Origin of the sequence: Clostridium sp. KNHs205 (assembly GCF_000702945.1) — a bacterium.
In the GTDB taxonomy this organism is placed as follows: Bacteria; Bacillota; Clostridia; order Lachnospirales; family Lachnospiraceae; genus Anaerocolumna.
The window spans coordinates 3,070,510-3,096,829 of the sequence record NZ_JNLE01000003.1 but is presented as its reverse complement, the minus strand read 5'-3'; the positions used below and the strand labels follow the sequence as shown (position 1 = coordinate 3,096,829).

Below are 26,320 nucleotides of genomic sequence, written 5' to 3'. Positions count from 1 at the left end.
CACAGATAAAAGAGAGTGAAAGAAGCTTAATGTGGCAGCCTTTCAATCCTGTATTTTCTCTCACTCTTTACCATGTTTCCTTTAGCCCGCAGATGTTGGGCTGCAAGCACAAATTAGGTTGTGAAATGTTAACTCCTTTACCGAGTTAAAGCCAAAAAGAAAGACGGGCTGTTTTGGCCCGTCTTAATGAAATACAACTTTATTAATTTTTCTAATGGAATAGATCAAAGGAATCACCCTTTATAATTTTTATAACTTCATTATACATGGATTTTATTTTATTTCAACATTTAATTTGTGGGTATATGGTTAGCTTATCGCAAGGGGACGGCAAATCGTACAAACCAGAAAGAACTCCTGCTTCAATTCCAAGGTATAAGAAGTCCTAATTCTCTGAATATTTTGTGCTTGTCATAATGCAAAACAGATAACTCGCTGCGCTCAAACAATCTGTTTTACATTATAGCACAAAATACTCAGAGAAAAGGACTTCTAATACCTTTCCATAGGCGCATTCGTTCTTTCTGGTTTGTACAATTCGCCTGAAATCGGATGGAAGCAGGGTTTTGATATTTGATTCAATATTATTATATAAAAAGAAATATATACTAATTAAATTTGCGATTAAATTATCTTAAGTAAATTTCTATAATAATTATTCACTACAGCTGCTGATAATGATATTACGCAATTTCCTTGTAATCTCCATGGTTCCGGCGTCTTTCTTCTGTATCATGAACAAGATTGTAAGATCATCAGCGGGACAATTGGTGAAATAACAGCCAAGCCAGCCATCCCAGCCATATTCTCCGGGACTTCCAATGGTTCCGGCTTTTGTGGTATCTGTCATTACCCTCATAAGATTTCCATAACTGTGACCTTCTAAGGTTGCCCAGGAAACAAGCCCTTCGTACTGCACTTCATTCAAAGTCTTGGTGGTGAGATACTCAACGGTTCTTTTTCTGAGTATCTGAACTCCCTCATAGGTGCCGCCCTTCATTAACATTGCTGTAAACTTTGCGTAATCATCTATTGTTGATACCAGTCCCGCACCGCCGGATTCAAAAGCAGGTTTTCGATCCATCTGCTGAATAATCCCCAGATTATTATCCGTATAAAGGGTTAATCCACCCGCTCCATCAGTTCCATATGTACATACCAGTCTGTTCCTCTTCTCCTCCGGTACATAAAAACCGGTATCCTTCATGCCAAGAGGCCTAAAAATCTCCTTCTCCAGGAATTCACCAAAAGGCATTCCGCTGACAACTTCAATAACTGCACCTAAAACATCTGCACTGGTACCATAGCTAAAGAAGGAGCCAGGATGATAAGCCAAAGGGCAATTGCCGAGTTTATTCGCAATCTCTATGGTACTGAGGGCATTGTCGGTAAATAACTTTTCGTCAATTTCAGCAAATACCTTGCTGGTAGCTATTCCTGCCAGATTATCTCCCCCGTAGAGCAGCCCCGAGGTCATATTCAATAAATCCTTAACCGTAACCTCACTTTCAGCCTTAACAAGAGTTCCGTTGTCATCAACCATCTGATTGCGGAATCCCTCAAGATACTTACCCACGGATTCATAGAGGTCAAGTTCCCCTCTCTCAACTAAAATCATTGCTGCCACAGCCGTTACAGGCTTTGACATGGAATACAGTCTGAAGATAGTGTCTCTTTTCACAGGACGATTTTCTTCAATGGATGCTAATCCGTCTTCATGATAGAAGATCTCCTTACCACCTTTTACAATTAACAGGTTTCCACCTGCGATTTCCTTCTTTTCGATTGCTTTTAAGATGGCCTTCTTTACCTGTAAGGTTTCTGTTTCACCAAACATAATCCATAATCCTCTTCTCTTCTATTGTTTCGGATTTACACTAATAACCAATGAGTCTGTTATTTAGCTGTAAAACCCTTCTGTTACTACATAGAATTATAACTTTGCCTTCTATTTATTGCAACAATATTATCTCCGGTAAAATGAAGTATCCAAATGATATGGTCATTAAGTTCATCCCCTATATACCACTCTGACTTAACACCCTGTAAATAATCGAATCTCCTGTTTATAAGATTTTTTTATTATTAATAGGATTTTTTATAAATATATTTATCGCAAATATATTTATCGCAAATATATTTATAAATATTTATAAATAAATAAGAATTCTAATAAAATATCAAGCAGTACAAACAACATTGCTTTAATTAAATTTCAGGCAGTTGTATAAAATAGAAAAAATTCATGCGCCTATGGAAATGTATTAGAAGTCCTTTTCTCTGAAGCTTTTGTGCTATATCCACAAACAGATTGTCTGAGCGCAAGCGAGTTATCTGTTTGTGGATATGCCCAGCACAAAAGCTTCAGAGAAATCAGGACTTCTTATACATTGGAATGATCGCATGAATTTTATCTATTTTATACAATTGCCGTCCCCTTTAAATAACCTCCCTATTATATCACTCCTAAAATACTCCCATTAACTTCCCTTTTACAAATAACTTACCAGCAGCATTACATTCAAAACCGTCAGTACAAAAGCAATTGACCACAATACAATATTATTCAAAAGACTATTCTTGTATTTCCCCATTACCTTCTTTGAGGAAGTCAGGTAAACCTGTGTAATTACAGTAATCGGCAGCTGAACACTTAACAGCATCTGACTGTACACCAATCCTTTAAAAGGGTCCTGTATCAGAAATATAACTACGGCCGCAAGTGCCAGTATGCCTGCAACTCCAATTTTAGTGTGTCTGTCCCTGATATCATACGGTTCACCGAACATCCCCGCAAATATGGTTCCCCCTGCCATTCCGGCTGTCATAGTAGAAGATATCCCCGCAAACAATAAGGCCACACCAAATAGCACGGCTGCAAAGCTTCCAACCAGAGGCACCAGCATCTGCTGTGCCTGACCAAGCTCATCTACCTTGATTCTCTGGGAAAAGAAAGTAGTAGCTGCAAGTATAATCATTGCGCTGTTAATTGCCCACCCGATTATCATGGAGAATAAAGTATCCAGAAATTCATAACGCAGCTGTCTTTTTATTACTGCATCTTCCTCTAAGTTCCACTGCCTGCTCTGTATGATTTCCGAATGAAGAAATAGATTATGGGGCATGACAACTGCACCTAATACAGCCATAATAACAGGCATGGAGCCATGGGGAAACTGTATGACTGTCCATCCCCTGACAGCTTCTCCCCAGCTGATATGTACCACATTTAATTCATATAGAAAGGATATACCGATAATGGATACAAAACCTACTATAACTTTTTCAAGCTTTTTATAGGAGTTGGAATATAACAGCAGAAGAATTACTGCTAATATGATTACCGCTCCTGCTTTAACCGGAACACGAAATAACAGATTGAGTGCAATTGCACCACCTAAGATTTCTGCCATGGCCGTAGAGATAGCAGCCACCAAAGCAGTGGAAAGTACTGTTTTTGACAACCAGGGCTTTAAATGCCTGTTGGCAGCTTCCGACAGACAGTCGCCGGTAACAATACCAAGGTGAGCAACATTATGCTGCAGAAGAATCAGCATTATGGTAGATAAGGTAACCATCCATAATAACTTGTATCCATAATCAGAACCTGCTGCTATATTGGAAGCCCAGTTTCCCGGATCGATAAACCCTACGGTAACCAATAGTCCCGGGCCGATATATCCCAGCAATTCCTTTAATCCAAAGGAAGGCTTATGCCCCTTTGTATTCAATAAATTCTTGATTTTCATGTTTCTTACGCCTCTTTTCTATATGTCACGGGAATCTATGACTAATTTAATCCTCCGTAAGGTTAATGTCAATCCTTCTTCTGAATAATGTGTTTAAAATTACTCTTGACTATAGCTATCATTAACCTATAATACAGTTATAACTGTATATATTTAGCTTTCGTTCTTTCTTTACTGGGAGTAAAGGGTAGCTGGTTTTAATTAAACATTGAATATCCAAGGATATCAAGGAAAAGAGGTAATCATGGAATACCGTGTTAATCCGAAAAACGGAGATGAAATATCCGTCCTGGCATTTGGCTGTATGCGTTTTAAACGAGATGAAAAGGAAACAGAACAACAGATAATAAAAGCAATTGAAATGGGTGTGAATTACTTTGATACCGCATACATATACCCCGGCAGTGAAGCCACCTTGGGCCGGATCTTATCAAAGGGCTACCGTGAAAAAGTAAAAATTGCAACCAAACTCCCGCCTTATCTTGTAAAGAAAAAAGAGGATTTTGACAAAATATTTCATACCCAGCTGGAAAGGCTGAAAACAGATTACATTGACTATTACCTTATACATATGCTTCCCAATCTGGATGTATGGCAGAGAATGATAAGCCTGGGAATTGAAGAATGGATAGAGGAGAAGAAAGCAAAAGGACAGATTCGAAATATCGGTTTTTCCTATCATGGCGGACAGGAGGAATTTGTTAAAATCGTCGATGCATATCCCTGGGAATTCTGTATGCTTCAGTATAATTATTATGATGAATATAACCAGGCAAGCAAGAACGGACTGCTCTACGCAGCGGAAAAGGGACTTCCTGTTATGGTCATGGAGCCTTTAAGAGGCGGCAAGCTGGTCAATCTTCCCAAGGAGGCTTTACAGGTATTTGACGAATCCGAAGTGAAGCATTCACCGGCTGAATGGTCCTTCCGCTGGTTATGGAATCATCCCCAGATTTTAACGGTGCTCTCCGGTATGAACTCTCAGGAAATGCTTCAGGCCAATGTTGCTTCCGCCAGCCAGGCTCAAGCTGATATCATTACTGACAGGGAAAAAGAATTGTACAAAAGAGTAAAGGATGTCTTGAACCGCTCTTTTCTGGTTCCCTGTACCGGTTGTGCTTATTGTATTCCATGTCCCCATGGGGTTGATATCCCTATGTGCTTTACCTGCTATAACGAAACTGCAGTAACCAGGAAAATCTCTGCCCGCTTCAATTATATTATACGAACAGCCGGACATAATTCCTCCAGATGTGTGGGCTGCGGATTATGTGAAAAACACTGTCCTCAAAGCATTGCCATACGTAAGGAATTAAAGGCCGTTACTGCTTCTCTGGAGAGCTTCCCTTATAAACCCATGACCTCCCTTATGAATCGTTTTATGAAACATTAATTTTTTGTCTCATCTTAATATTTTTTAATTTCATTTTAATAATAATGTAATAGAAAAAGGATATTATGGATTTGACAAATATATGCACACAACATATAATATCTAACATTGGACAATTGATAAATGATAGGAAGAGACTTAATGAAAATTAAAACACTTGTACTACGGTTTAACCACAAATTATCACCATCACAAACTATTGTTATCAGCTTTGTACTGTTACTGTTGATCGGATCAATATTATTATATCTACCGATTTCCAGAAAAAACGGTGTAGAGGTATCTTATCTGGATGCTCTCTTTACAACCACTTCAGCTGTTTGCGTAACCGGATTGGTAACTCTTACCACCTCAGCTACCTGGAGTATTTTTGGTAAAATAGTTATACTGTGCCTCATACAGTTAGGCGGGCTTAGTTTAATTACCATTTTCACTTTTTTCCTTATTCATATAGGTAAAAAAGTCACTCTAAAAGATAGATTGGCAGTACAATCAGCTTTTAATATTCAGACTCTTAGCGGTATGGTGAAACTTGTCAATCTTGTTATCCGGGGTACATTAATAGTAGAAGGAATTGGAGCTGTTTTTCTATTTATATTTTTCTTGCAGCAGAAAATGGCGTGGTATCAGGCATTGGCATTTGGTATTTTTCATTCTGTCTCTGCCTTCTGTAATGCCGGATTTGACATTATCGGAGAGTTAAGTTTGATACCTTATGTGGACAGTATACTTTTAAACCTTATCATAATGTTCTTGGTTATATTGGGTGGAATTGGTTTTTCTGTCTGGAGGGATATTCACTTAAAAGTTCAATCTGTACTTTCACGCAATAACAGAAAAAAGCTATATCTTTCCCTCCATACAAAACTGGTTTTAATCAGCACTGTTACTTTGATTATTGCCGGAGCTTTACTAATCTATTGCTCTGAATATTCAAATCCGGGAACGTTGGGTAATTTAAGCCAGGGTAAGCGAATACTGGCAAGTTTCTTTCAATCTGTTACTTTAAGGACTGCAGGTTACGCTTCTATTCCTCAGAATGAATTAAATGACACCTCAAAGATGATTTCCTGTATACTTATGTTAATCGGAGGATCACCAGGCGGAACAGCAGGCGGTATAAAGACGGTAACTGTGGCTATTATTATATGTAGTGTCATAAGCACCATAACAGGCTGCAAAAACATTACATTGTTTCACCGTACAATACCAGTTGTTACATTGCAAAAAGCAATAGCTGTAGTCGTAATCATGTCAATTCTTTGGCTAAGCGGTACTGTCATGTTATCATTCACAGAAAGATATTCAGATTTTAACCATACACCCATGGATTTATTATTTGAAGTAGCCTCCGCGCTTGGTACTGTTGGTTTAACAACGGGAATAACTCCATATCTCTCGGCTCCGGGAAAGGTAATACTGATTGTATTTATGTTCATAGGAAGACTTGGTCCTATTGCTCTGTTATTATCCATAGCCAACCGAAATAGTGAGATAAACGGACGAATAAACTATCCATCTGAAGACATTATGATCGGGTAGCTGCGATTTACATTGGTATGTATTAAAATGTTTTTTTAACGACGGATTAACGAATATCTCATTATGAATGGATATTTAAGAAAGAGGTTATTATGAAAAAATTCAGAATTAGCCATAATACGCAATTTGCTGTTTTAGGCTTAAGCAAATTTGGTAAAGGGCTAACTCAAGCTCTTACCGACAACGGCTATCACGTACTATGCTGTGATATAGATGAACAGATCGTACAGGAAAATCTGCATATAGCAACCCATATCATACAGGCTGATGCTTCTGATAAAGCGGTTTTAGAAAAAATAGGTATCAGCAATTTTGATGTTGTAATTATTGCTTTCGGCAGAGATTTTGAATCTGCCGCGGTTACCGCAACTATTCTAAAAGAGCTAAAAGTAAACTATATAATAGTGAAAGCTAATGGAATCAGACAAAAGCAGATTTTCGAATCAATTGGTGTAGACAGGGTTATCCTGCCTGAAAAAGAGATGGGTGAAAGAGTTGCTTATAGCCTGATTACCAATGATTTAATGGATTCCATACACCGTTCAGACAAATATGATATTATAGAAATGAAACCACTCCCTGAATGGGAAGGGAAAAGTCTTGATAAGCTGAGGCTCAGGCAGACGGAATCCATTAATGTTATTGCTATTATCAGGGAAAACGAAGTTATGGCAGTTCTGGATGCGAAGACCGTCCTGCTGCCAAAGGACGATCTTATCGTTTTAAAATCCAGATAAGCTTTAAAAGTCCTGATTTTTAATCTGTAATTCCATTAATGCTATATTATTTCGCAGTTTTCTTACTGTATCTCTGGATATCCTTCCTGCTTCAAACATTGCCTGGATACCATCCCTTTCCATTTGAAAGCCTAAGGACACCAGATCTGTCATATCCCCCGCCTCCGAAACAGCATGCTGATCCTCGGAGGCCGGCAGTTCTTTGATATTATTTATTTCTCCTTTTACCTCCAGCTTGTCCTTAGAAGATACTTTTCGTTCTAACATCATAGCTTCCAGACGTTCATACTCTGCAATGAGTTTGTTGATGCTCAGGGTTTTCTCCTGCTTTTTCTTCTCATATAGCTTTGCCAATACATATTGACTGTTAAGCTTACGAAGCTTAGCAATCTGCAGACGGTTCTCATAAATTATTTCCCTTTTCTGACTCAGGGCTTTCATTCGTTTGAAATTACGTATAAACTGCCTTAGAAATGCTACCTTAAAGCCTCTTCTCTTTGTGGTATTTCTCTTTTTTATCTCACCTAAGAGCTGAAGATATTGAATTGCAGTCTTGTCTTCTATTACTTTGTTCTGACGTAGCTTATTGGTATTCTCTGTTTCCCAGTTAAGCACCTGTTCTCTTAACTGCATCTCTTCTTCAAACAGCGCGTTTCTTGAATAATTTCTGTTTCTTAACTCTTCTGCCCTCAGAATATAATTCCTTGTTACTTTACTCATTTCAAAGCGGTTGTTTTCATCCACCAGATTATTAAGCTGCTTAATAACACTTTCAATAATCTCAAGACATGCCTCCCTCTCCTCCTCATCGGCTTCAATGCTTTCTTCTTCTTTGAAGAAAAGCGGCAGGAGGAAATTTGCTATCAGCAGTGAAAGAAGGATAACTCCCGCTGCCAGGAAGATAATAAGATCTCTTTGAGGGAAATTACTTTCATCGTTAAGGAAAAAGGGTAAGGAAAGGGTAGTTGCCAGAGTTACACTGCCTCTGACACCTGACATACTGATTACCAGGCTCTCTTTTATTCTTCCAAATTTCTTCTCACCTCTCCCCTCTTCCACCTGACCTTCACTTACGATAAAGTAAGACCATAAGAAACGAATAAGCATCATCGCTAAAGTTATAACCAGAATATAACCGATAATCTTCAAATTATCAAAGGAGATATCATACCAGATGGTATTAATGATTTCGGGAAATTGCATTCCTAATATAACAAAAACAAGTCCGTTTAATATAAAGGTCAGCGTGGACCATACACTTTTGGAAGCAATCTTAAGGGTTGCCAGTTCAGGATTTAATTTTCTGCTTTCTATAGAATGGATGACACCGGAAATTACAACTGCAAGGATTCCGCTTACATGAAGTTCCTCAGCAACCATAAAGATCAGAAAAGGGGTAAGTATTCCAATCAGAAGATGGAAGGTAACATTCTCCATACCCAATAAACGAACCCATTTCACAATAAGGTATTTAAAACCAGTAAGAACCGCGCCTATAAGCACTCCCCCCAGTGCTACATACAAGAACTCAGCACCCGCATGAAGCAGTGAGAAAGAACCGGTTACCATTGCAGCTACAGCAAACTGAAAGCTAACGATACCAGAAGCATCATTAATAAGTGCCTCCCCTTCCAGTAGATTCATTATGGAATCCGGTATCTTTATTCTCTTGCCAAGAGAACCGACAGCTACTGCATCTGTTGGAGCCAAAGCTGCTGCCAGTGCAAAGGCTGCCGGCAGCGGAATAGACGGAATCATAAAATGAATCAGATATCCGGCTGCCAGCACTGTAAAAAATACAAGACCTAAGCCCAGCATAATAATAGGTTTTCTTAACTCCCAAAGGGATTTCTTATCTGCATGCATACCGTCATGGAACAATAACGGTGCCAGAAACAGTATTAAAAACAGCTCGGGATCAAGAGTAAAATGATACACTGAAGGAAATAGAGATATTATTATGCCTAGTATGATTTGAATAACCGGAACAGAAAAAGAAGGAAGAACTCGATTCAATATATTTGACAGCAGTATTGCTCCAAGCATCAGGAGCACACCATAGAATAGTTCCATATTAATACCATGCCTTTCTCACCACGCCTAAACCTCGAATATCAGGGATAAAAACGTGTGTGAAATGTTTCTTATGTGCTTGATTAATTTTCTTGAATACTATATAAATTTTCAACTATATAATTTCCCCATTTAAATAATGGTACTTTTTGCTTAATGAGAGTACAGTTTTAGATAAAATAGAAAAGAGGCACCTTAGCAGAGCTGCCTTTTCAAACAGTCGCTCAAGTACCTCATATATACAGTTTACAGCTTCAGCTTTGTTCTCACTCTTTCCCAGATAACTCCCTGAAAATATCTGTATCCTTTATCATATAAAAACAGCAGTACCTGTCCTCCTGCAAACATCAGAAGCATTAACCTGGTGTCTATTTTACCTGCATAGATAAGACCTGGAAACAATAACAGCATTGGTATAAAGAGCAGGTTAAATATTAGATACTTTAGAACCCACAGTAGTTTTCCCCGTACTGCCGCACTATTAACCACAAGAAGCTTATCATAGATACACTCTACCACAAGCAGGTAAATTGCCATAGCTCCATAGGTTATGCAATATAATTTATTGGGAGCCAGAAAAAAACCAAGTGCTATACTACCGATTAAATACCCAACCCCCATTGGTACACCGGCTTCTCTTACGGCTATACCAACACCAAAAGAGGCTACCGCCAGAAGAAAAAGGGTATTAAATTCCAAAATACCGCTTAATACTATCAGCAATACGGTAACTGCCAGCAGCAGTCCGAGAAAAGTCAATTTCCTCGTGCTTAGAAACATCCGCACAAATCCCCTCCCATACATTCACATAAGGAATCCGCAATACATAAATCACAGCAAAAATTACCGCTTCCACAGCCGCTTCCATAACCGCCGTAGGTCTGCTGCCTGGTATTGTCATAACGTCTGCCCTGCCAGTCCATCTGATTCAGCAGGTTTCTGTATTCAACATTATTCGGTTCCATGTTAACAGCTTCTCTTGCATGATTTAAAGCCACATAATTATTACCCGTCTGGGCATTGGCAATTGCACTGTAATAATACCATCTTGCAGTTCTTGGATAGATGTTGCTTAAGGTATTAAGTGCCTCTCTGTAACGTCTTCCGTTCAGATAATTGTATACAGTATTAAGTTCTGCTGAATCACCGGAGGTTCCTTCTGGTCTTCCGTAGCCGGAACTGCTGCTACTGGAACCACCTTCTCTTTCCTTCATGATCTGATCATAAGCAGCCTGCACTTCCTTGAATTTCTCTGCGGCAAGATCTGACAATGGATTGTCCACATTAGAATCCGGGTGGTATTTTCTGCTTAATTCTCTGTAAGCTCTTTTTACTTCATCATTGGATGCATTTGGAGATACTCCTAAGGATTTATAAGGATCTGTTATCATTTTATTTACACCTGTAGCTTGCTAATAGGAAGCAACCTATTCCTTTGTTTGTGATTAAATTATAAGTTTTTATTATTTTACCATTTCAAAGCACATTTGACAACTTTTATGAAAGGTAACATTATTAAATATTTCTTAACAAATTTATTTAATTTTTAGAGACGTACATAGGTTTTTTAATATTATACCATATGTTCTTAATAGTCAGACTTTTTTGTCTTATTTCGTTGACTTATAGTATTCAATACTATATAATATTATCATAATTACTATATATTCACAACTTAAATAAGTTGAATTATGGTATCTTTTCTTACTCCGGTATCATCACTTTTATATACCATCAGACCGGAAAAAGATAAAACTATAATTCAACTTATATATTATGCTATATTTAAAGATTTCATTTATGTTTATATATCTTTATTTTATATTGGCATCCATCACATGTAGACCTGCCTGTAAAGGAGTTTGATTATGTTTACTTTAAAGGATATTCTGAATTACCGCTGCCCGAGATGGAAAGAATGGCCTGCCATTGAATTATATATGGATCAGGTCATCAGCCTTTTGGAGGAGAATGTCTCCTTATTTTATGAAGATTCTTCCGTTAAGCCCGTTACATCGACCATGATAAACAACTATGTGAAACAGAAAATTATCGTTCCTTCCAAAAATAAAAAATACCAAAGAGAACATCTGGCTTATCTTTATGTGCTCTTTTTGTTAAAGCCGGTGTTAACCCTGACAGATATCAGCCGCAGTATTTCATTATTACAGAATAGTGACAATTATGAAGAAACCTATAACTTATTCTGTGATGAACTTGAAGCTGCTATTGCAATGGCCTTTGGGGATAAGGAGGAGACAATTATCCACAAACCAAATGATACCATACAGACCATGGCACTGTCCTTTTCCTATACGCTTCTTGCCAGATATTATATTTCTGCCCAGGCGATAACCTAAGGCGTATTTGAAAGGGGAACAGCTCCTGGCATAGGCAGCTTTTAAACACACCTTAAGTTGTTACCTGGTATATATACGCGGCAGCCTGTTTCCCAGTCTGCTAAGAAGTTCATTTGCAATGGTTCCTGCGCTGTCAGCAACTTCATCAGCCGGAATCATTTCATTTGCACTGCCTCCCATTAGTGTTGCTATATCACCTCTCTTAATACCCTGTATTCCTGTTATGTCAATCATTAGCTGATCCATACAGATGCGGCCGATTACCGGCACCTTTACTCCTTTTATAAGTACCTCTCCCTTACCCTCTGAAAGTTCTCTGGGATAACCATCCCCATAACCTATTGATAATATTCCAATGGTCCTATCCTCCGATGCCTGATAAACTCTTCCATATCCAACACTTTCACCTGCCGGTATATTTCTTATGAGCACCAGTCTGGACTGCAGGCTCAATACCGGTTTTAGATCCGGCATTATTACAGTCTTGTCTTTTGCAGAACTTAAGCAGCCATACATCGCAATTCCAATCCTGGCGTAATCGCAGGGCAGCTCATTATAGTTTAATAAGCCGTAGGAGCTTTGTACATGAACCGGAACCTTTATTCCTATAGCCTTTAGCTCATCCACAAGCCGATAAAAGCTCTCTGTCTGCTTTTCCGTAAAATAAATATCTTCCAAGCTTCTGCTGTCAGCTGCGCAAAGGTGAGTAAACATGCCAGTAACATTCAGGTACTTAAATGAAAAGATTTCTCTAATTCTTTCCAAATCCTTCGATTCCATTCCAAGCCTGCGCATACCGGTATCTATTTTTATATGAACATTTACAGGTATCTTCTTACTTTCCAGTTCTATTCCGTAGGAGTAATCAACAACTGTCTGGGTAAGCCTGTATTCCTTAAGCTCTCTGGCATAGGAAACATCGGTGTAACCAAGCACCAGAATCTCTCCACGGATACCGCTTAATCGAAGTTCTATGCCTTCGTTTAAGGTGGCTACTGCAAAATTTTTGATTCCGGCATTATTTAATGAAGCTGCAGTCTCCACACTTCCGTGTCCGTAAGCATTGGCTTTCACAACTGCCATCAGTTTACAGTCACCTTTCATTATTCCCTGAAGTTCCTTTACATTATGAAGCAGATTGCTGGTATCTATGCTAAGCCATGCTCGGTTCTTCTCAAAGGTCTGCGGTTTCATCACTGAAATTGTGTTGTTTATACTTAGATTCATATATTCACTCATTGCCCACTACGAGTTTCCCTGTAATATTGCCGCAAGTTTAAGGCTGGGAATGATTTAACCTGTGGCAGGGCATCCTTTCTATTTAGATTTATAATTCACTATTGCGTTCCCTGTCGTTATTCCGTTACTGAATATCCGATGGTAAACCATATCCGCTGGTATACCATATCCGCTGGCATAGTTTTATATCAGGTTGGAGATTTTAAGCGAAATCTATTCAATACATTGGTAATGATCAACCCTGCCAGAAAAGAAAAAACAGCCGTCAAAAGGAAATGAAGCAAACTGTTATGAACCGTCCATCTTTCAATTCCTATTATTTTCGATGCACCTCTTATGAGGATGATGATTAAGGGATGAATAATGTAGATAATCAGGGAGATATGACGAAATCCTCGTTTTTGTGTTCCTCTCCGTTGCAGAAGCAGCGAGAATAGAAAATACATCAGTGGTACCAGCAGCAGATACATACTGTCATGCCTCATAAAGCTATTACCTTTCAGGACTGTAGCCTCAGCAGCCATTAGCACCAAAAAGACTGCAGTAAAGATAACAGACTTTCTGAATTCACATCGCCGTTTCTTAAGCATCGCCCCCAGTACAAAAAACACCGGGGCAAAAAATATTCCATTTCTGGTATAATCCATAACCTGAAACAGATTGTCGTATAATCCATTTAACACCGGAATTGATTTGGTTAATCCATAGTAGCTGTCGCCCAGCACTCCCAGAAGATAGAGAAGGAAGGTCAGCAGAAATGATCCTCTCAAGGACAGGTATTTCAGGGTGTAATAAGCAATAATACTTCCTAAAAAAGCTGCCGGCAGGTACCAGAGATGATACATGGTTCCATCCAGCAATACATCACGTATTATTTTACCTCCAAGATTTTTGCTGTTAAAATAACCGGAATACCAGTTAATGGGTAAATATAAAAGCATGGCTCCCATATAATAAAGGGAAGTTCTTTTAAGAAAGGATATCAGCTTATTTCTTTGTATCATCTCTTCTTTATATAAGAAGAATCCTGTAACCATAAAAAAGAAAGGGACTGCCACTCTCCCAACTACTCTGGTAAGGAGAAAGTCAGCATAACCGTTGTAGGAGGTCAAAGGTGAGGTATGGATAGCAACAACCAGAATTGCTGCCACCAGCCTGAAGACATCGATATCCGGATAAGCTTTCTTTGTATCTACTAATCCATTTTTCACACTTTCTGCTCCTTCCAGAGTGTAATGATCACACTTTTCCTATTACTGCCTGAAATCTGATATATGATATCTTCACTGATAGTAACTTCCTGTTCCTTTTCCTCCAGTTTGAGGCAGCCAATCTCAAAGCTCTGCTTATTTCCATGAAAGACAAAGGGATTGACACCATAACGATGTTCCTCTATAAATTCCATATACTCCTCCAGGGAGAAGTTGTTATCCTTCATTATTCTGGAATGAGGATATCCTACATAGCGGAAATGCCAGGGTTCATGACCAATCTTTGTGACCCTTTCCTTCTCTTTCTCGTATCGCTGTATAAAACCATAATCTGCTGCTTTATCCCGAAATTTCTGAGGTGTGCCTGCATATGGAAAATCCGGGCAGAGAAAATCTATCTCTTCTGCCGTTTTTCCAAGATCAATGGCATATCCGGTCTGATGCTCGCTGCACCCCGGATATGCTACATACCTTTCCGTAAACTCTCTTCCGTTTTCCGCCAGTGAATCATTGAATATTTCCTTTTGTTCCTTATAACTACGGTATCCGCTGACAGCCGTAATATCCTCTTCCCCCTTGATATCCTTTAACAGCTGACCAAGCATAGCAGCAGTCCTGCTTTCAAGTAATACTCCCATCCCGCCGACATTTATCAGTTTTCCTGAAGTTTCACCTTTTAGGGGATGATCTCTGTTGACGAGAATAAGACTACCTTTTTCGGTATCAGACATAGTTATCCTTTTATTATTCATAAGCCCAACTCCTCTCCTATAAGCCGGTCAAGAATCTCTTCATAAGATAAACCGATTCCCTTCATCATACCCGGATACCTGCTATGTGAGGTAAAACCCGGTATGGTATTTACTTCATTGAATACAATACTGCCCTCCGTTGTTAAGAACATATCAACTCTGGCAAAGCCCTTGCATCCAAGAGTTTTATAAATCAAAGCCGCAGCTTTTCTGATTTTCTCCCTGGTCTCATCGTTTATTCTGGCAGGCATATGAATTACAGCGCTTTTTAAGGTATATTTTTCTGTATAATCAAAGAAACCGTCTGCCAGCTGAATCTCATCTACTTCACCAATTAACAGTTCTTCTTTTCCCATAATGGCACAGCCCACTTCAAACCCATCAATATTCTCTTCGATGAGAACTTCCGAATCGTGTTGAAATGCTGCTTCAACAGCTTCCATCAGTGCTTCTTTCCTGGTTACTTTGGTTATTCCAAAAGAGGAACCGGCCTTTACCGGCTTTACAAAGAGGGGGCAGGTTAATTCTCCCAGTGCTTTTAATAAATCCTCTTCCTTCTCTGCTTTTGTAAGGAGTATTGCTTTTGGCACTGTTATGCCTGCTTCTTTGACTAATTTGTGAGCTCTGTCCTTATCCATACAAAGCGCGGAGGCTTCCGTGCCGCAGCCGATCAGGGGAATACCTGCAAGTTCAATCAGTCCCTGAACTGTGCCGTCTTCTCCGTTCTTTCCATGAAGCACTGGAAAGACTCCGTGAAGTGTGGTCGTTTTCATACCTTTTTTGCTGAATTCTATCATTCCTTTTACTCTTCTATCCGGTGATATTAAAGCTGGACTTAAGAATTCTGTATTATTTCTCCAGTTATCCGTCTGAATATCTTCTAAAGGTCCATTATATCGGTACCATTCTCCCTCTCTTGTAATCCCAAGACGTATGATATTGTATTTATCACTATTCTCCAATACCGTAAGAATGGAATATGCCGATTGAAGTGATACCTCATATTCGGTAGAATTACCTCCAAATAAAACTGCTATATTTTTTCTGAATTTTGTTATTTTTTTCATCCTTAGCTCCCATCTGCATGCCTTTACATGCTTACAAATCCAGGAGAGTAAAAGTGTTTACTTTCACTTTTCTCCTTATTTTCAGCGGTTATTGCTGTTTTGCTTTATTCTGACACCCGCAATAAAAAAAAGCTATCCGCTTGTCTGATAACATCTTATCAAAACAGCGGACAGCTTTTTTTCGTTTTCTATATGAACTTTCCTACTTTTTTATACGGAATTTCTTACAATTTTCTTACATTGTTTCTTATAGCATTGCCGGCATGGTTATTTCAAAAGTAATGACTTCATCTTTACTGGCGGCAGTTATTTTTCCCTGATGCAGTTCTACGATTTCTTTTGCAATGGCCAGTCCTAAGCCTGCACCACCGGTTTTTGATTGTCTGGAGGTATCCAGTCGGTAGAATTGCTCAAATATCCGGCTCAGCTTCTCCTCCGGTATGGTATTTCCATGATTGATGAATATAAAGTGTATATCGTTCCCTTTCTGTTTCACCGCAACTATTATGGTATCTTCTTCAAAACTGTAATTAATGGCATTTCGCAGCAAATTATCAAATACCCTCTGCATTTTACCTGCGTCACACCGGATGTAAATGTCACTCTCCGCATTTAATCTGCAGTTAAGAGCTTTCTCCCTTAGAGCCGGACCGGCTTCAAATACAATTTGCTCCAGCATTCTGGTAATATTGACCCGGCTTAATTCCAGTGTCAGATTGGTCAGATTAAAGCGGGTGATATCAAAGAACTCATTTATAAGCTCTTCCAATCTTTCAGCTTTGCTTAAGGATATGGCAAGATATTTTTCTTTCAGGGCTTCTGATATTTCCTTCTCATCCCTAAGCAGAGTAAGATAACCGATTACTGATGTTAGAGGAGTCTTCAGGTCATGGGCCAGGTATACTACCAGATCATTTTTTCTCTGCTCTGCATCTCTTGCTGCACGTTCATTCTTCCTGTACTCAAGCTTACTCTGGTTCAGGCGGTTTTCAAGCTCCTTTAATTCCTCCGGAAGGGTTATAAGTTCCTCAGAAGGACTGTATATCTGACTGGCAGCTTCTGTGACTTTCTCAAGATATCCCAGTGTCTTAAACCAGAAGAAGAGAAAGATTATAATGGCACCAATAACCCAGAGAGTACCTAAAAACAAAACATCTCTTCTGTTAATGGCCGAAAATAACCGGTACAACAGGTCACCTGAATACCAGGTCATGCTGCGCAGGATTTCACCGATAAGCACAAAGGATCCCAGCAATAAAAAGGTATAAACCATCAGCCATATGATAAATCTGGTAAAGATATAAGCAGTCAGTTTCCTTTTGATATCAAATTTCTTATTCAATCTTATACCCCACTCCCCAAACAGTTTTAATAAACTTTGGATTCTTCGGATTCTCCTGCATCTTTTCCCTGAGTCTTCCGATATGAGCCATTACTGTATTATTATTGTCCAGGAATTTTTCTTTCCATACATTTTCAAAGAGTTCTTCAGAGGATACCACCTTTCCTTTGCGTTCACACAGATACCAGAGAATGGAGAATTCGATTGGTGTCAGGGCAAGCTCCCTGCCAAACAACGAACACTCATGATTGTCTTTATTAATGGTAAGCCCTCTTATGTCAATAACAGTGCTCTCCTGCTCCTCTGCATTGTTATACCTCATATATCTTCGAAGCTGGGTCTTAACCCTTGCCACCACTTCCAGTGGGTTAAATGGTTTGGTAATATAATCATCCGCTCCCAGGGTTAATCCCATAATCTTATCCATATCTTCCACTTTTGCCGTCAGCATAATTACAGGGAAGAAATATTTCTCCCGGATCTTCTGGCAGATACGAAAACCATCAATATCCGGAAGCATTACATCCAGCACTGCAAGACTTAACTTATTTGAAGCCACACATTCCAGTGCTTCTCTCCCGGTGTAATATTTATATACATGAAAGCCTTCATTCTGAAGATAGAACTCCAGCAAATCTGCAATTTCTTTTTCATCATCTACTATTAAAATTGACTCTCCCATTCCTGTCCTCGCATTTCATTACATATTTCCGTGGTATTGCTGGTTCCTTGCAATGCCGTTTAGATATTTCCCGGTGTCACCTTGTGAAAATACACACCTAGTAGCATAATATACCAAAATCAGAAAGTGTTCAAGGTGTCATGGACTAGAAAGAATAAAATGGAGCTTATTTATGTATCAAAATAAGTTAAAATAAATCCATCTTATAACCATGCTGATACATAATACCAAGTAAACTTGGTACTTTTAACATATGATTGGCAAGAAAACTTGGCACTATTATATGGAGGTATTTAATGAATAAAGAAACGATACTTGAAAAAAGCAGAAAAGAGAAAAATGATGAGGGGATGTTACTTGCAGAAAATCGTGGAAGGAAGCTTGGAATAAGTGTGTTTTGCGGTTTCTATGTCGTAATTACAGTATTTAATTTATTTACGGATCAACCCAATAATGTTCCAACAGCTATGTTCTGGGCTTATGTTGCCGCAGAAGCCTTTCCCAAGTACCAATTCACCAAAAACAAAACGTATCTTATTATATCGATTTCAGGTTTCATTGCTGCTTTGGCTGCCCTGTTAAACTTTATAATAGCATATTTAGGTAAATGATATGAATGATGAATTAATTTTAAAAAACAATCTCAAAGAAGCACGGGCAGAATTGAAGCTCTCTCAGACTCAATTAGCAGAAATGGTCGGAGTTTCACGCAATACGATTAGCTCTATTGAAATAGGTCAATTTAATCCCACTGCAAAATTAGCCCTAATATTATGTATTGCCCTGGATAAGAAATTTGAAGATTTATTTTATTTTGAAGACTGACACCTATAAGACATCTAAGAAAAAAAGCATCAATATTGCAGTAAGAAGCCGTCTGGATTTCCACTACCCACTGGCTGAAAGACATATTACCCTTCGGTGTGCTATAATCGTAAAAATCCTTCGCCTTTAGCACACGAATTGGAAGTATGTCTTTCAGACAATGTATCGCAAGGAAACCAGGCGGCATTCTTACCCCATTACATGAAATTATAGCTTCTTAAATTCCACCCATTCAATATCCATACCTTGCTTCAGCTCCTGAAGCTCCAGCTTGTACATACCTTCACTCAGTTCTGCTTTTACAAGCCTCTGTTTCATCCACTGTCCGTCTGTTCCGCCAGTCTGAATAGTCGCAGCCTGACTTCCGTTTAAGAACAGACTGCAGGAAGTCTGTGCAAGCTCACTGCCAAAGGATCTTACACTAACCATAAGCCTGTAAGTACCATTTTCCTTTACTCTTATAAGTGCCTTTGTATCAGGATGGATTGTAACAAAAGTATCCTCTTCAACAGCAATTGCATTATCATCGGCTAAAGTTGAATCCGCTGCAACTACCACTGCCTCTTCATCAAAGCTTTCTTCTTTGTTAAATGCAGGTGCCTTTATAATGAATTTACAGATATTTTTTGCACAACGCTGTAATTCACCTCTGGTCAGGGTTCCCTGTTCAAGTGCTTCCATGGTAAGATCTTTGTAGGCATTTACTTCCGCTCCAAAGTTACTAACAACCATGTACAGATCGTTCTGAGCACTTACCATGTAATGAGTATTCTTTCTGTCCGCAGGGGTACCTGCCTGTCTTCCCTTTGCCACATCGTTCATGATAGCCCACCAGTCTGTCATTACTATTCCCTCAAAGCCCCATTCACCTCTTAGGATTGTAGTGTTCAGATCATAATTAGAAGCTGACCAGTGTCCGTTCACAGGATTATAAGAAGTCATAACTCCGTTGGCTCCGCCTTCTTTCACTGCTATTTCAAAGCCCTTCAGATAGATTTCCCTTAAAGCACGCTCAGATACCACAGCATCCACTTTCGCACGGAATTTCTCCTGGTTGTTGCAGGCAAAGTGCTTTAAGGTTGCATTAGAACCACCCTTCATAATACCCTTCACCACTGCACTGGCAAATTTACCGGTAATAAGAGGGTCTTCGGAAAAATATTCAAAGTTACGTCCGTTTAAAGGACTTCTGCGGATATTCATTCCAGGTCCTAACAGCATATCTATGGAATTGCTTAACAATTCCTTGCCTTCCAGTACATACAGCTCTTCAATTAACGCTGTATCCCAGGTAGCAGCAAGCAGTGTACCGATTGGAACCTGAGTAGCCAAATAGCCGCCGTCCATACGGATACCGGAGGGTCCATCGGAAGTGCAGGCAAGAGGAATTCCATATCCTAACAGGCTGTCTGTTACGCCACCAAAAGCAGAAGCAGTTCCCGGTGTAGCCAGGGGATGGCACATGCCTTCTCCTCTTACCAGAGCTGCAAGGTCCTCATTGGTTAGCTGTGCAAGAAATTCGCCCATGGTATTCTTTCCGGCTGCTATATCCTTTAAAGTTATTCCTTTATTGCCTGTATAGCTGAATACCTTCGGAAGATTCTTCTTGATTCTTTCTTCTAAGGAGTATGAACGTGTTGGTACCTCCTCATAAGCTATCTCATAAGTACCATTTTCCTTCTTCTTGCCCGGTTTGATTCTTTTGAATCCTTCTACCGGTGCCATAGCCTGCTGCAGGCTTTCTACCACAACCAAATCCTGCAGGATAAAGCTCTCATTTCCATCTACCGTAACCAAGGTTGTATTTCTAAGGCTGTTACCGGCATAGATACGGTACTCTCCAGCTTCTAAGACATAAGAATAAGCATTTCCGGTAACACCACTGTCATCATAAGCCGCCATAACAGATACAGGCATTGTAATAGTTACAGTTTCCTCTTCCTTGGGCTTTAGCAGACCGGTCTTAGCAAAAGCTCCAAGGGCTCTCACAGGACGTCCAAGCATTCCCTGGGGAGCTTCGTAATACACCTGCACTACTTCCTGTCCCGCATATTCTTCTCCGATATTCTTAACCTTTGCCTGAATCGTAAGATAATCCATGCCATTGATTTTACTGGTTTCAGCTTTCAAGTCAGAAATAGAAAAATCAGTATAGGATAACCCGTAGCCGAACTCATAATGTACTTTTTCAGGACAGAAGGTTTCAAAGTAACGATACCCTATATAAATATCTTCCTGATACAAATTACTGATTTCACCGCCATAATTTGTGGTAGAGGGATAATCTTCTATGGAGTATGCAATCGTATCTGTCAGCTTACCGCTGGGAACTACATCACCTGCAAGAACATCAGCTATTGCGTTACCGCCTTCCATACCGCCCTGCCAGGAATAGATAACGGACTTAATAGGATATTTATAATCCTTCTGGTCAAGCCAGTTCATGTCGATAATATTTGATACATTTAAAACTACGGAAACCTCTTCAAAATGTTCGGTTACAGCCTTTAGCATTGCCAGCTCATCAACCGTCAGCTCATAACTGCCAGGTGCGGCGGCATTATCTTTATCCTCTCCCGCAGTACGTCCGATTACGATAAGTGCTTTATCGGATACTTTTCTCGCTTGAGCCACCAGTTCGCTGGAAAGAGGCATTTCTGTCTGATTCCAGGGTTCTCCTGCCCAAACACCTCCGCCGTTATCAAAAGGGTTGCTCTCAATCCAGTTCTCATAGACCGCTGCCAGTTCTTCATTTATATGGACATGCTTTTTACTTCTCAGACCATCAAGAAGATTGGTGGTATAAGCTACATTTACACTGCCTCCTGACCCTGTTCCGCTTCTGTAATAATTCTTCTGAATTCTTCCGAATACAGATACTCTCTCACCAGTCTTTAATGGGAGTACTTTTCCTTCATTCTTTATAAGAACGGCTCCTGCTCCTGCTGCCTTCCTGCTAAATTCTGCAAATCCTTCCAAAGGGATTCCGGTCTTCTTCTGACTCATTCGTATTCCTCCTGCTGTAGTAACAATCGTCATTTTATGCATTTTCTGTTTAAGATACCTTGGATTCCACTGCACTAACACACTTTGCTGCTGCATCTGCTTACAGATTTTTCTTGCCATAAATCAGGGTATAATTTATGTTTTCAATAATACACACCAGCTTTTGCATGAAGTAATCCAAAGTATTCTTAACTTTAGACTCAACGTTAATAATAATTTATCTTTCAAACTAATGTCAATATAAGAAACTATAAAATTTAAAATGCAGCTTTTTGTCGTTTTCCTTTATCATAAAAGAAGGGCGCTCTTATAAAAGCAAAAGAGCACCCTATTCAAACATGTATCTGTTATCTTAATTCTCTATAAGTAACTTTTGATTTTCATTATATTAAATTGCCGGAATATCTGGCCTTTTTAACTAAAGGTCAAAATTTAATTTTAATGAAGTACTACACTTACCGGATAATGATCCGATAAATAGACCCCGTCCACACAGTCAGTCCATCTGACTGATTCCTGGCAGCCAAAAGCTTTATCCGCAATAATATAATCTATCTTTTCTTCGTCTTTTATTCTGCCATAATCATGAAAAGTACCGTCCAGACTCTCCGTACAATCATAGAGATTGTCATAATTCTTTAACACAGCCAGCTCTTCTGAATCCGGAAGAGCATTAAAGTCTCCGGTCAGAATGAAAGGGATATTGCCAAGATAATCTGCTTTGATTATTTTCTCCATAATAAGGCTCAATCCCTGCTTTCTGGCATCACTGCCAATATGATCCAGGTGAGTATTATACACCCTGAATACTTTGGAGGTTTTGATTTCCTGCAGGTATAATACAGTACAGGTTCTTGGACACTCACTCTGGTTTAAGTAGCGGCTGCCAGGAACCTCCGGTGTATCTGATAACCAGAAGACTTCCATCTTCACCATATTAAACACCTCCTTATGATAAGCAATACAGGTCTGTTCATTTTCAAGCTTACTGTCTCTGCCGCAGCCAATTACATAATAATCTGTCAGATTGCTTTTTAACCATTCAGCCACATGAGGAAGTACCTCCTGAAAGCAGAGTATGTCCGGCTGTTCTTCTTTAATTTTCTTCTCTATGAGATCTTTACGGTTCACAAAATTATTTTCACCGTCCTGACCATAATCACAACGTATATTAAATGTTACTATCTGCATTCTCACACCTACTTTTATTATCTTGTCGAATTCCTGTTATATTGATTTAAATGTCAAGATTATTTCATAAAGAGTCAGGCAAAGTACACAAAGCAGGAAAGCAAATGCGCCTATGGAAAGGTATTAGAAGTCCTTTTCTCTGAATATTTTGCGCTATATGATAAAACAGATTGTCTGAGCGAAGCGAGTTATCTGTTTTATCATATGCCCAGCGCAAAGTATTCAGAGAATTAGGACTTCTTATACCTTGGAATTGAAGCATTGGTTTTCCTGCTTTGAGTACTTTGCCGTCCCCTTGCCAAAAACCACCTTACCCCATATCATTTATGCACTACAATACATGACCCTCTTTTTAATAACGAAGAGTCAAATACCATATGCTTTGTCTCACCGCCCTGAAGCATATCAAAAAGCACCTCAACACTGGATAATGCCATCTGTTCCGCCGGCTGAGACACCGTATCGATAGAAGGATGATAGAATTCTGCCTCCTCGATACCATCAAAACCAATAATGGAAATGTTCTCAGGTATCTTTAACCCGCTGGTCAGTATTGCTTTAGAAGCACCGATAGCAACGATATCAGCAAATGCAAAAACGGCTGTCATATCTTTATTCTGTGCCAAGAGCTGTTTCATCATTTTAAATCCGAAATCATAACCTGAAAGGGATGAAAATTCCGATGCCACCAAGGAGGAGTCAAAAGGAATATTATATTGTTCCAATGCCCTTAGATAACCCTTAAAACGCAAAGAGTTCGGTGTCATTTCATCACCGGGGGCATTCATGATAAATCCAATTCTCCTGTGTCCTAAGGAAATAAGGTATTCCACTGCCTTAAAGGCTTCCAGTTCATCATTGATACGAACACTGGAATAACTTTCAAGGGGAATTTCCTCTCCTGCAGAAACAGTCAGAAAAACACAGGGAATCTTAAGAGCTTTGAACTTCGCTTCCGTATAACTGAAGGACCCTCCCATTATTATTACACCCTGTAGATTTCTGTCTTTTGTTTCAGAAATTGCAATATCAAGCTCATTTTGGAGTCTTGTTACATTTTGGATGATCAGCTGATAGCCACGTAAGGAAACTTTCTGTTCAATCACATTGATCATTTTCTGGAAAAAAGGATTGGTGATTGATTTTACCAGAAGAGCAATACTTTTTGACTGATTGGACTTTAAGTTTCTTGCACTGTTATTGGGAATATAATTATACTCCCGAACTACTGCCATGACTTTTTCCCTGGTCTTTGGACTTACCGGTCCTGAATTATTTATAACCCTTGATACTGTTGTTATTCCTACCCCTGAAAGCTTGGCAATTTCTTTAATCGTTACTTCCATAATCCTCATCCCATTTTTTATTATTTATAAATCCTAAACTAAAGCAACCTAATGTCCACAAATTTTTACATAATTATTAATTATACACAATACTAAAAGCTTTGTCATTAAAAGAATCTATAACTTCTTATTAGATAACAGAAAATTGGCAGGAAGAGCATCCCTGCCTTTTTTCCAGTTATTAACTTTTACTAAGCTTAAGACATCTTACTTAGATGCATTGTAAGCAGACCACTGCTTGTTTACTTCATCCAGAACAGTATCAATTCCAGCAGCTTTAAGCTGTTTCCTGTACTCAGCAACTGCTTCTTTAGGGTCTTGTGAAGTCTTGCCTAAAAGAATCTGGATACCAAGTTGAGAATCAAGAGTGGAAATAATAGATAACTCTGTTGTTATAGGTGTACTATCAAAACTAAATCCTACAAACGGATCATCAATAGCAACTTTTGACCATTCATCATTTAATGTATAACGACGTGGATCTTCAGTAGCCTGAGGAATATTTAAAGCATCTGTACGGAATGCCCATGCAGCAAATCCGCCACCGTTTTTAGTAGCATCAAAACCTTCTGGCTGAGTAATCTTACCATCTTTTAAAACATACTGGCTACCTTCAATACCATACTGGAATAAATCATAGCATTCTTTATCTGTCATTAATTTTTCAATTACCAGTAACGCTCTTTCAGGATACTTGGAGTTCTTGCTGATTGCTGTAGCAGCACCAACACCGGTAGCCTTTACAATCTTTCCATTTTCTTCGGGGAAGCTGTAAAATTCAGAATCAACACCTGGTAATTTTTTTAACTGATTTCCGTAATTACCAGTCCAGTCAGGCTGATGACTGATGTAACCTGCGGACAAACCGTTATAGAAGTTATCCTTGTCATCCTGTGATGCGGATAAAATATCCTTTGACCAGTAACCTTTCTTAGCCCACTCATTCATCTTAACTGCAAATGCTTCGAATTCATCTGTAAATGCCGGGTGTATAATCTTACTGGTATCCGCTTTATCAGCTACTAAGTATAATCCCGAGGTAGGAATTCCTGGTGCATTAAGCCATCCTCCGGTAGTCGCAATAAACATTCTGTATAGATCATTTGCTAAGTTTGAACTTCCATTTAAAGGAGTCCAGCCATCAGCTACTGCAGCATCCATGTATTTCTCCATATCTGCAATGGAGCTGATAGAAGTAACGCCATACTTATCCATTAAATCTTTACGACTTACAAAACCATATGCAGTATATTCTGAATAATTATTTGGTACGGCATAGATTTTTCCGTCAACTTTTACATTATTCCATTTATCTGCCAACTCTTCGTTTAAGGCAGGTGTGTATTTAGAAACCAGGTCTGTAATATCATAGAGCGCATCCTGCTTAACAAGTGTAGAATAAGGAACGTTAGCAGTGGAAGATACATAAGCCATATCAAACTGCTCTCCTGAAGACCACAGTAAGGGGTATTTCGTTGCGATATCGCCCCAGTCGATATACTTAACTTCAATGGTGGTATTGATGCTTGCTTTTAACTTTTCATTTAACTTAGCAAGTATTTCCTTATTAGCAACACCTTCGCCGCCCCATAAGTAAAGAACAAGATTCACTTCTTTTGAGGTATCCACGGTTCCGTTATCTGTTGTTTCAGCCCCATTGTTTTCTGTAGTACCGGAATTGTTGTTGTTGCTATTGTTGTTCTTACCGCAACCTGCAAGCATTCCAATTGACAAAACTACCACTAATAACATTGCAATAATTTTCTTCATGTTATTTCCTCCTAATATTTTTTTAAATATATAAT

Annotated in this window: 21 protein-coding genes; 6 read left to right on the top strand and 15 right to left on the bottom strand. The window is 39.1% G+C overall.

The window, feature by feature from the left end:
* Positions 1 to 655: 655 nt before the first annotated feature.
* Both BR73_RS0112790 and BR73_RS0112785 read right to left on the bottom strand, forming a co-directional pair.
* Positions 656 to 1,837 (bottom strand): serine hydrolase domain-containing protein, encoded by a 1,182-nt coding sequence (locus tag BR73_RS0112790; RefSeq protein WP_033165834.1) that lies wholly within the window; start codon positions 1,835 to 1,837, stop codon positions 656 to 658.
* Between the two features lie 655 nt (positions 1,838 to 2,492).
* Positions 2,493 to 3,749: an Nramp family divalent metal transporter gene (locus BR73_RS0112785; RefSeq protein WP_033165833.1), complete on the bottom strand. Its 1,257-nt coding sequence runs from the start codon at positions 3,747 to 3,749 to the stop codon at positions 2,493 to 2,495.
* A 244-nt stretch (positions 3,750 to 3,993) separates the two neighbouring features.
* Here BR73_RS0112785 and BR73_RS0112780 point away from each other — a divergent pair, with 244 nt between their 5' ends.
* From BR73_RS0112780 to BR73_RS0112770, 3 genes are all read left to right on the top strand, one after another.
* Positions 3,994 to 5,142 (top strand): aldo/keto reductase, encoded by a 1,149-nt coding sequence (locus tag BR73_RS0112780; protein ID WP_033165832.1) that lies wholly within the window; start codon positions 3,994 to 3,996, stop codon positions 5,140 to 5,142.
* A 141-nt stretch (positions 5,143 to 5,283) separates the two neighbouring features.
* On the top strand, positions 5,284 to 6,684 hold the full coding sequence (locus tag BR73_RS0112775; protein WP_051685187.1) for a potassium transporter TrkG: 1,401 nt from the start codon (positions 5,284 to 5,286) through the stop codon (positions 6,682 to 6,684).
* A gap of 92 nt (positions 6,685 to 6,776) precedes the next feature.
* A complete protein-coding gene (locus BR73_RS0112770; RefSeq protein WP_033165831.1) occupies positions 6,777 to 7,421 on the top strand; it encodes a TrkA family potassium uptake protein in 645 nt (214 codons plus the stop codon).
* A 3-nt stretch (positions 7,422 to 7,424) separates the two neighbouring features.
* On the opposite strand, the gene BR73_RS0112765 is transcribed toward BR73_RS0112770, so the two are convergent.
* The 3 genes from BR73_RS0112765 to BR73_RS0112755 all read right to left on the bottom strand — a co-directional run bounded on the left by BR73_RS0112765 (position 7,425) and on the right by BR73_RS0112755 (position 10,885).
* On the bottom strand, positions 7,425 to 9,494 hold the full coding sequence (locus BR73_RS0112765; protein WP_033165830.1) for a Na+/H+ antiporter: 2,070 nt from the start codon (positions 9,492 to 9,494) through the stop codon (positions 7,425 to 7,427).
* A 246-nt stretch (positions 9,495 to 9,740) separates the two neighbouring features.
* Complete coding sequence (locus BR73_RS0112760) at positions 9,741 to 10,274, bottom strand: hypothetical protein (protein ID WP_033165829.1); 534 nt, start codon at positions 10,272 to 10,274, stop codon at positions 9,741 to 9,743.
* Positions 10,265 to 10,885 (bottom strand): J domain-containing protein, encoded by a 621-nt coding sequence (locus tag BR73_RS0112755; RefSeq protein ID WP_033165828.1) that lies wholly within the window; start codon positions 10,883 to 10,885, stop codon positions 10,265 to 10,267. Before BR73_RS0112755 ends, BR73_RS0112760 begins: the two co-directional genes overlap by 10 nt.
* A gap of 477 nt (positions 10,886 to 11,362) precedes the next feature.
* Here BR73_RS0112755 and BR73_RS0112750 point away from each other — a divergent pair, with 477 nt between their 5' ends.
* Positions 11,363 to 11,854 (top strand): DUF1836 domain-containing protein, encoded by a 492-nt coding sequence (locus BR73_RS0112750; protein ID WP_051685186.1) that lies wholly within the window; start codon positions 11,363 to 11,365, stop codon positions 11,852 to 11,854.
* A gap of 60 nt (positions 11,855 to 11,914) precedes the next feature.
* Here BR73_RS0112750 and vanT read toward each other — a convergent pair whose 3' ends face one another.
* From vanT to vanR, 6 genes are all read right to left on the bottom strand, one after another.
* Complete coding sequence (gene vanT / locus BR73_RS0112745) at positions 11,915 to 13,081, bottom strand: serine racemase VanT catalytic subunit (RefSeq protein WP_197032663.1); 1,167 nt, start codon at positions 13,079 to 13,081, stop codon at positions 11,915 to 11,917.
* Positions 13,082 to 13,281: 200 nt separating this feature from the next.
* On the bottom strand, positions 13,282 to 14,304 hold the full coding sequence (locus tag BR73_RS0112740) for an acyltransferase (protein WP_051685185.1): 1,023 nt from the start codon (positions 14,302 to 14,304) through the stop codon (positions 13,282 to 13,284).
* Complete coding sequence (locus BR73_RS0112735; protein ID WP_051685184.1) at positions 14,301 to 15,056, bottom strand: D-alanyl-D-alanine carboxypeptidase family protein; 756 nt, start codon at positions 15,054 to 15,056, stop codon at positions 14,301 to 14,303. Before BR73_RS0112735 ends, BR73_RS0112740 begins: the two co-directional genes overlap by 4 nt.
* The gene (gene vanG / locus BR73_RS0112730; RefSeq protein ID WP_033165827.1) at positions 15,053 to 16,123 is read right to left on the bottom strand and encodes a D-alanine--D-serine ligase VanG; all 1,071 of its coding nucleotides are present in this window, start codon (positions 16,121 to 16,123) and stop codon (positions 15,053 to 15,055) included. The genes BR73_RS0112735 and vanG overlap by 4 nt, the downstream gene beginning before the upstream one ends.
* 247 nt (positions 16,124 to 16,370) lie before the next feature.
* Entirely contained in the window at positions 16,371 to 17,465 is a 1,095-nt protein-coding gene (locus BR73_RS29780; protein WP_347463432.1) for a HAMP domain-containing sensor histidine kinase, read from the bottom strand.
* Positions 17,458 to 18,147: a VanR-ABDEGLN family response regulator transcription factor gene (vanR, locus tag BR73_RS0112720; protein WP_033165825.1), complete on the bottom strand. Its 690-nt coding sequence runs from the start codon at positions 18,145 to 18,147 to the stop codon at positions 17,458 to 17,460. Before vanR ends, BR73_RS29780 begins: the two co-directional genes overlap by 8 nt.
* Before the next feature lie 296 nt (positions 18,148 to 18,443).
* On the opposite strand from vanR, the gene BR73_RS0112715 reads away from it, so the two are divergent.
* Together BR73_RS0112715 and BR73_RS28320 are read left to right on the top strand one after the other, a co-directional pair.
* Complete coding sequence (locus BR73_RS0112715) at positions 18,444 to 18,758, top strand: DUF6442 family protein (protein WP_033165824.1); 315 nt, start codon at positions 18,444 to 18,446, stop codon at positions 18,756 to 18,758.
* Position 18,759: 1 nt separating this feature from the next.
* Positions 18,760 to 18,972: a helix-turn-helix transcriptional regulator gene (locus tag BR73_RS28320; RefSeq protein ID WP_033165823.1), complete on the top strand. Its 213-nt coding sequence runs from the start codon at positions 18,760 to 18,762 to the stop codon at positions 18,970 to 18,972.
* Positions 18,973 to 19,179: 207 nt separating this feature from the next.
* Here BR73_RS28320 and BR73_RS0112705 read toward each other — a convergent pair whose 3' ends face one another.
* The 4 genes from BR73_RS0112705 to BR73_RS0112690 all read right to left on the bottom strand — a co-directional run bounded on the left by BR73_RS0112705 (position 19,180) and on the right by BR73_RS0112690 (position 26,285).
* Positions 19,180 to 21,978, bottom strand: a complete 2,799-nt coding sequence (locus tag BR73_RS0112705) for a glycoside hydrolase family 3 protein (RefSeq protein ID WP_033165822.1) — start codon at positions 21,976 to 21,978, stop codon at positions 19,180 to 19,182.
* 438 nt (positions 21,979 to 22,416) lie between these two features.
* Positions 22,417 to 23,169, bottom strand: a complete 753-nt coding sequence (locus BR73_RS0112700) for an endonuclease/exonuclease/phosphatase family protein (protein ID WP_033165821.1) — start codon at positions 23,167 to 23,169, stop codon at positions 22,417 to 22,419.
* 320 nt (positions 23,170 to 23,489) lie between these two features.
* Positions 23,490 to 24,515, bottom strand: coding sequence for a LacI family DNA-binding transcriptional regulator (locus BR73_RS0112695; RefSeq protein ID WP_033165820.1), 1,026 nt, complete (start codon positions 24,513 to 24,515; stop codon positions 23,490 to 23,492).
* A 207-nt stretch (positions 24,516 to 24,722) separates the two neighbouring features.
* On the bottom strand, positions 24,723 to 26,285 hold the full coding sequence (locus tag BR73_RS0112690) for a DUF3502 domain-containing protein (protein ID WP_033165819.1): 1,563 nt from the start codon (positions 26,283 to 26,285) through the stop codon (positions 24,723 to 24,725).
* Between the last annotated feature and the right edge of the window lie 35 nt (positions 26,286 to 26,320).

What these genes read in the sequence shown, in the direction of transcription:
- BR73_RS0112750 (WP_051685186.1), top strand. Translation starts at nt 11,363, where the DNA reads ATGTTTACTTTAAAGGATATTCTGAATTACCGCTGCCCGAGATGGAAA.
- BR73_RS0112780 (WP_033165832.1), top strand. Translation starts at nt 3,994, where the DNA reads ATGGAATACCGTGTTAATCCGAAAAACGGAGATGAAATATCCGTCCTG.
- vanT (WP_197032663.1), bottom strand. Translation starts at nt 13,081, where the DNA reads ATGAATCTAAGTATAAACAACACAATTTCAGTGATGAAACCGCAGACC.
- BR73_RS0112770 (WP_033165831.1), top strand. Translation starts at nt 6,777, where the DNA reads ATGAAAAAATTCAGAATTAGCCATAATACGCAATTTGCTGTTTTAGGC.
- BR73_RS0112690 (WP_033165819.1), bottom strand. Translation starts at nt 26,285, where the DNA reads ATGAAGAAAATTATTGCAATGTTATTAGTGGTAGTTTTGTCAATTGGA.
- BR73_RS0112790 (WP_033165834.1), bottom strand. Translation starts at nt 1,837, where the DNA reads ATGTTTGGTGAAACAGAAACCTTACAGGTAAAGAAGGCCATCTTAAAA.
- BR73_RS0112700 (WP_033165821.1), bottom strand. Translation starts at nt 23,169, where the DNA reads ATGCAGATAGTAACATTTAATATACGTTGTGATTATGGTCAGGACGGT.
- BR73_RS0112760 (WP_033165829.1), bottom strand. Translation starts at nt 10,274, where the DNA reads ATGTTTCTAAGCACGAGGAAATTGACTTTTCTCGGACTGCTGCTGGCA.
- BR73_RS28320 (WP_033165823.1), top strand. Translation starts at nt 18,760, where the DNA reads ATGAATGATGAATTAATTTTAAAAAACAATCTCAAAGAAGCACGGGCA.
- BR73_RS0112715 (WP_033165824.1), top strand. Translation starts at nt 18,444, where the DNA reads ATGAATAAAGAAACGATACTTGAAAAAAGCAGAAAAGAGAAAAATGAT.
- BR73_RS0112695 (WP_033165820.1), bottom strand. Translation starts at nt 24,515, where the DNA reads ATGGAAGTAACGATTAAAGAAATTGCCAAGCTTTCAGGGGTAGGAATA.
- BR73_RS0112765 (WP_033165830.1), bottom strand. Translation starts at nt 9,494, where the DNA reads ATGGAACTATTCTATGGTGTGCTCCTGATGCTTGGAGCAATACTGCTG.
- BR73_RS0112755 (WP_033165828.1), bottom strand. Translation starts at nt 10,885, where the DNA reads ATGATAACAGATCCTTATAAATCCTTAGGAGTATCTCCAAATGCATCC.
- BR73_RS0112775 (WP_051685187.1), top strand. Translation starts at nt 5,284, where the DNA reads ATGAAAATTAAAACACTTGTACTACGGTTTAACCACAAATTATCACCA.
- vanR (WP_033165825.1), bottom strand. Translation starts at nt 18,147, where the DNA reads ATGGGAGAGTCAATTTTAATAGTAGATGATGAAAAAGAAATTGCAGAT.
- BR73_RS0112785 (WP_033165833.1), bottom strand. Translation starts at nt 3,749, where the DNA reads ATGAAAATCAAGAATTTATTGAATACAAAGGGGCATAAGCCTTCCTTT.
- vanG (WP_033165827.1), bottom strand. Translation starts at nt 16,123, where the DNA reads ATGAAAAAAATAACAAAATTCAGAAAAAATATAGCAGTTTTATTTGGA.
- BR73_RS0112705 (WP_033165822.1), bottom strand. Translation starts at nt 21,978, where the DNA reads ATGAGTCAGAAGAAGACCGGAATCCCTTTGGAAGGATTTGCAGAATTT.
- BR73_RS0112735 (WP_051685184.1), bottom strand. Translation starts at nt 15,056, where the DNA reads ATGAATAATAAAAGGATAACTATGTCTGATACCGAAAAAGGTAGTCTT.